4 protein-coding genes are annotated in these 5,713 nt (G+C 63.8%); 1 reads left to right on the forward strand and 3 read right to left on the reverse strand.

From position 1 onward, the window contains the following. The coding region (locus CG51_RS18365; protein WP_035747489.1) for a hypothetical protein at nucleotides 1–2,256 on the reverse strand (2,256 nt) is incomplete at its 3' end. 57 nt (nucleotides 2,257–2,313) lie between these two features. Beyond that, entirely contained in the window at nucleotides 2,314–4,872 is a 2,559-nt protein-coding gene (locus CG51_RS18370) for a phage tail protein (protein ID WP_035747491.1), read from the reverse strand. A gap of 77 nt (nucleotides 4,873–4,949) precedes the next feature. Between CG51_RS18370 and CG51_RS18375 the strand changes: the two genes are divergently transcribed. Further along, complete coding sequence (locus CG51_RS18375; RefSeq protein ID WP_035747493.1) at nucleotides 4,950–5,345, forward strand: hypothetical protein; 396 nt, start codon at nucleotides 4,950–4,952, stop codon at nucleotides 5,343–5,345. A gap of 141 nt (nucleotides 5,346–5,486) precedes the next feature. Here the strand turns inward: CG51_RS18375 and CG51_RS20465 are convergent. Continuing rightward, the coding region (locus CG51_RS20465; protein ID WP_035747495.1) for a hypothetical protein at nucleotides 5,487–5,713 on the reverse strand (227 nt) is incomplete at its 5' end.

The raw sequence follows: 5,713 nt of genomic DNA on the forward strand, positions 1-5,713 counted from the left end.
CTGGTCGCTGGCAAGAAGATGAAGCCCCTCCAGCCCGAAGAATTTCCCCACATCGCCGCCATTAAGAACGAACCCAATGTGGAGGGATGTGAGGGTGGCGGGGATGAACACAGGGCAGGAGCTGATACCGATGTTCGTGCCGTATGACGCGCCGATCGCATCAGCATCAGCCGCCGCCGCCGTGACATTGGCATGAGTGGGCGTGACATTGACCCAGTAGCAGGCTCGCGCGAAAAATGCCGCTGTCGTCTCCCACCGCCCGATCAGCGAGACGACGGCACGCCCGTCATTGATCGACTGGAGGATGTCTGTCGGCACCTGCCGGAACACGACCTGCGCGCCATCCCCTGCCGCTATTCGCGCTGTGGCCTCCCCTGTATATGCCGAAGTAGACCCGCTCAGCGTAGGAGCCACGCCCGTTGAGGAGACGGACAGGCTTGCCGGAGGATGACCGTTGCGCCAAGGCGTCAACCGCCCTTGATAGATCGCGCCCCGCTCCTGCATGTATTGCTGCAGCAAGGGGGCTGAGGGGGCATAGATGTTGCGGACGAACCCGACCTGACTTGGCTGTGACACCAGTTTGAATGCGGGACCATTGCCCCGGATATTGATGTCCTGCACATCGACCGTGCCGTTGCCATTCGCGACCAGATATTCGCAGGCGCTGTTGAGGATGTCGATCTGCGACCCGACGATGCGGATCGGGCCGCCCGCGATATTGCTCGGGGCCGTGGCGTCGATCCGGGTCCGGAACACTTGCGGCGCATTGATGGCTTCGATCCAGCCGCCCTCCCAGTTCAGACCCATGAATGCGGCCGCATCGGCGACATAGCCATTGGTGAATTGTTCCATGGAGCAGTTTTCGAAACGCCATTTTGCGCCATGACGCAGCGTGTATGCAGCGACAGCGCCCGTCGCACCGTGGACATTGTAGTGCCGCGTGTTTCGGACCTGATTGTGGTTGACGAGACTGGCATTGGATCCCGACCATGCTTCCATGATGCGGAACTCCTGAGTGCCGCCTAGCCGGTTTCCAGTCTGACCGAAAAGGCAATCATCGATCAGAAGGTAGATCGGGCAGAAGCGGAACAGCAGAAGGAAATTGCAGCTGGCGACAAGGCTGGAAAAGCGGAAACCCCCGGAGTATTTGACCTGCGACGGGCTGTCATAGAAAACGCATCCAGCAACCGTGCAATCCGCATGAAAATCCTCAAGCGTCACGGAATAGATCGCGGTGGCGGTGGTGTCGGAGAATATCGCCGCGTTGGCCACAGTGCAGACCAGCCCGCTCGTCCGCCACGACGTATTCCGCGCCCTCCCCCGGATGTGCATATTCGAGACGGGCTGGACCCCGGCGACGGCGTACATGCGCGCGCCGAGCTGCACCCGCCCCCGGCTGATCGCTCGGGTTAGGCGCGCGCTGTCATCGGTGACGCCATCCCCCGCCGCCCCGAAGGCGTCCAGGTGATACCACCCGTCCTTGTCCGGCTGGACGCGCAAGCCAACACCGCCCGCCGTGGTCACATCAGGATCGCTGGCGACGACAGCGTAGCCGTGGATCGCCGCGACCGTCAGACCCGCGGTCACAGCGTCGCCCGCATCATAGGGGTAGCTGTCCGACAGCGCCGCAAGCACCGAGGCGTAATGCGCCCCGCTCATCAGGCGCCAATGCGAGCCGTCCACAAGCTCTGTGGCCCCGCCAGTATCGCGCGCATAGGTCAGGACCATGCCGCTCCGGACGACCCGCGCGACAAGAACCTCGGCGGGAATAGCGGCAGACACCAGCGCCGCCTTGTTCGCGAAATCATACCGTTGATCGTCGGCGTGCGGAGAGCGGAGCCAGTGTCCGGGGTATGTCGCGCCGCCGCCATCCGTCAGCGCGACGAGCCGATCCGCGACGGCAAAAGGCTCCCCATCCACGGTGCCGGTTCCGGTCACGATCCACGCATCCCCCGCATGCACGGGCGTGCCATCTGGTCGCGTCGCCGGAAATGCTCCAGACCCGGCATCCCAGGCCCCGACGATGAGCATGCCCGAGGAAAGCGCGTCGATCTGCTGCTGCAGCCCATCGAGGGATTGCTCCGTTGCCAGTGCAGCTGTCCCCATTGCGAGCGCGCGCTTGGCCTCAAGCATGGACAGGGACTTGCTCCCCAGATCGCCGGGCGAGGCGGATACATCGGCGATCAGCAGCTGATCGGCATCCGTCACATCGCCCGCCAGAGCCGGGGTCATCTGGGTAATCTTGCGGTCGGCCATCGGGGACTCCATGTCGATAGACCCCGCAGGCGGGGCGTCAGGATAATGTGTCGGGGGTTAGGCCCAGAGGCCGGGGGCCTCATCGAGACAGGTGAGCGTAGCGGTCAGGTCGGCATGCGGCTCCACGGCAAAGACGATCATCCGCTTCACCCCGGCGTCGCCGGGCCCGGCTGACCACAGCGCGCCCGGCTCGACCGGGACGGCATGTGTCAGTGTGACGGTATCGCTCTCAGGTCCGTCCACGAGGCCCGCAAAGGCAATGCCCCCCTGCCGGATGGCGATGCTGCGACCCGTGCCGCCCGGTACGACATTGTCGAGATGCAGGATCAGGCCATCGCCCGCGACGACACGACCCGCAGCGGTCGCCACGTCAAAGGAGTGGTGCTGCATACCGATGAGCGAGCCGCGACGACACACGATGGATTCCGCCGGGGCGTCGAATTTGTAGTAGACCGCGCGTTGCTCCAGCTGCCGCAAATCAAAGAGCGCCCGCTTCCGCGCCGCGGCCTCCGTGTCTATGCCATCGTATGTGACTTGCTCCAGCAGCCGCGAGGCCACGGTCACCCCGTCCCGCAGCACGGTGATCTGCCGATCCTCGTAGCCGAGCGTGCGGTCGGCGTAGGTGACCAGGAATCCGTCCGGCAGCGGCGGGGAAGCCTTTTCCCAACTGAAATTCGCAGTGTTGCGCGGCGTGAATATCTGGATCGGGGCCTCCTCGGAGCGATCCCGATCCCAGATCACGCCCCAGACCTCGGAGGCATAAGGTTGGCCGTAGCCGCAAGCCGCCACGACGCGCGCTGCCTCTATCATCGACCGGCCCTCGATCAGCGCATTGACGGCATACCCGTGGTCTATGCAGTGCTGGCGGAACCCGGTCATCATCGCATTGTCGATGACGGCCACAGGCACCGCCGCGGCATTGAGCGATCCGACGTAGATGTCGCGCAGATGCGGAGCCGGGTTGCTGGTGACCGTATATGGACCCCACGCGCCCCCGTCCCAGTCACGGACATATCCGCCCGCGACAACGGAGAGCTGCCCGAGCTGGCGGTTCCGCGCCCGCACCGCGATGATGGCCAATTCGGACCCCGAGGGGATCGGTTTTTCGTTCCAGACCGACACCGATCGCATGAGCATGACACGGTCCGACATGCCGTTCAGTCCGTGCGGAGCGACCGGCACCGTGCCGCTGATCCCGTATTTAAACAGGTCATAGACCCCGTTCCCCGCCTCTCCCTGATACGCGTAGGTGATCGGGTTGTACTCCGACCGCTTGAAGCCCGCCCCGCGCGTGACCTCGATCTCGTAGCGACCGCGTGGGAAATCCGGAGCCGAGAGATAGACAGTGGCGTCGTAGCGGGTCAGCCGAAGATTGCGCACACGGGTGCTGCTGCCATTCGCCGGGTTCAGGAAGTCTGCCGTACCGTCTCCGATGAACCACGGGTGCGCCTGCCACGCCGGGAAGCCGGGTGCGATGGTCTGCGCGGGATTAGCGATCCGCCCTTCGGTCCATCCAAGCCACCCCTCAAGATCGGCGGTCGCAGGCTTTAGTCCCGTCGTCCACACGATCTTTATCGTGGCGCGGAGGGACTGCAGCGAGGCCCCTTCGTAGTGCAACTCCGGCAGGTTCAACCAGTCCGTCGTACCCTCGCGGCGCATTCTGATGCGGATCGGCACGCGCACATGCTGGTCGCCGTGGGTGTCACCGCCCTGACTCAGACCCGCCGGAAACACCAGCTGCAGCCAGTGCTCATTGGGCGCTATGCGGCTGGCCACCACCTGCGGGACAGGGAGGGCGGATGCGATCCCGTCGGTGATGTCGAGGGCGCTCTGATTATCCTCCTGCGTCGTGTAGCCCTTCAGCTCCGCTTGCAGCTGCTCCGTCTTGGTCTGGCGCGTGACAAGCGTCTGGTCAGCGTCGTTCGCCCATCCCTCGCGGGTCTGATACTGCACAGACTGCATTTCGTGGATCGGCGCGGTCCCAATGCGCACATCGCGCAGGCGGTGCGGGCCAGCGAGACAGTAGACCGCCTCCACGACCTCATCCTGTCCCTCGAAATACAGGAAAGGCTCCACGGCAAAGGGCGGAAAGACCTTCCGGTCCCCGACGACGCGGGGGATCGGGCCATTCGCGGCGAGCACATTGCCCTCAGCGCTGGACTCCGGCGTGTCGCGCACATCCGCCGATCCGAACGTGGGCGGTGCCGTCAGCGCGCCAAGAAGGAGGCTGCCGACCGCCGCGGTGCCGGATGCCAAGGCCAGCGCCGATATGCTACCCTTGGCAAACCATCCACCCGCGGTCGCAAGTGATCCGCCTGCGATTGCCGCCGTGCCCGCGGTCAGGGCAATCGCCGCGACCATGGCGAGCACCTGCTTGCCGCCTCCACCCCCACCGCCCGCTGGCGGCAGATGAAAGGTGACCTCCGTCACGTCCGCCTTGGGGCGCACCATCGGCCAGACCCCACGTGGGACGGGATGCCCGTTCACGCAGACCACTCCCCGCTCGCCGAAATCTTCCGGCAGGTGCATCCGCTCGACCATCTGGGCGAGCGTGCCCGCGTGATGCTCGACGCGCGGGGTGAAACCGAAAGGCTCACGGTAGACGCACAGGGTCATTCAGTTGCCCCATTGTTCTGGATGGACTCAATTACCTGCAAGCGGCGATCCTTTCGGGCGACAACGGGAGAGCGGTCATGGAAGATCCAGAGAACATTGCGCGCTTCAAAGACATGGCCGGGAGGCTGCTAGGAGCGCTCTACGCAACACATCCAGAGTCGCAGTTTGCAGATGCATCGCTCATCTTTGGCGATGATGAACCCTCTGGCGCCGACCAGAATCTTTTTGACGATACGGTAGGATATCTCGTTGAAAACGGGTACCTGACCTCTATCCCTCCGCAGGACATCCGCCTCAATGATCGGTCCTTTGATGTCCTGCAAAAGCCAAACCCGATCACTCCCCAAGAATCCATAGGTTCGTCGCTTGCGACTTGGGCGGCTGACACAACGTCAGAGATCGGTCGTGGAGTCGCCGCTCAGGCTGCCGGAGCCGCCTTGTCGCTTCTCTACAGCGTCATCAAGAGCGGGTAGTGACCATGACCGGCGACGGGAAGTTCGGAGCACCCTTTGATGAAGAAGGATATGAACGCCTTCACCGTCGGTATGCACGACGCGAGGTATTTCCCCCCCACCCATGCTGTGAGGCAATTCCGACCGGTTCCGAACTCAATTTCAGCCATTTCCAGTTTGTTCATCTGATTTTCTCCTGAAGCCCTTGATCCGCCCCGAGACGCTGAAATGCTGCAGCGGCACGAGACAGGTCGCCGTGGATTGCTCGACGTGCAGGCACCCGCCGCCCGCCACGACGCCGACATGCACGACGCGCCCATTGCCGCGCGGCGCGCGCATCAGGATCACGTCATATTCCCGCGGCTCCATGACCTCGATCCAGCCATCCG

Source organism: Haematobacter missouriensis, assembly GCF_000740775.1.
GTDB lineage: Bacteria > Pseudomonadota > Alphaproteobacteria > Rhodobacterales > Rhodobacteraceae > Haematobacter > Haematobacter missouriensis.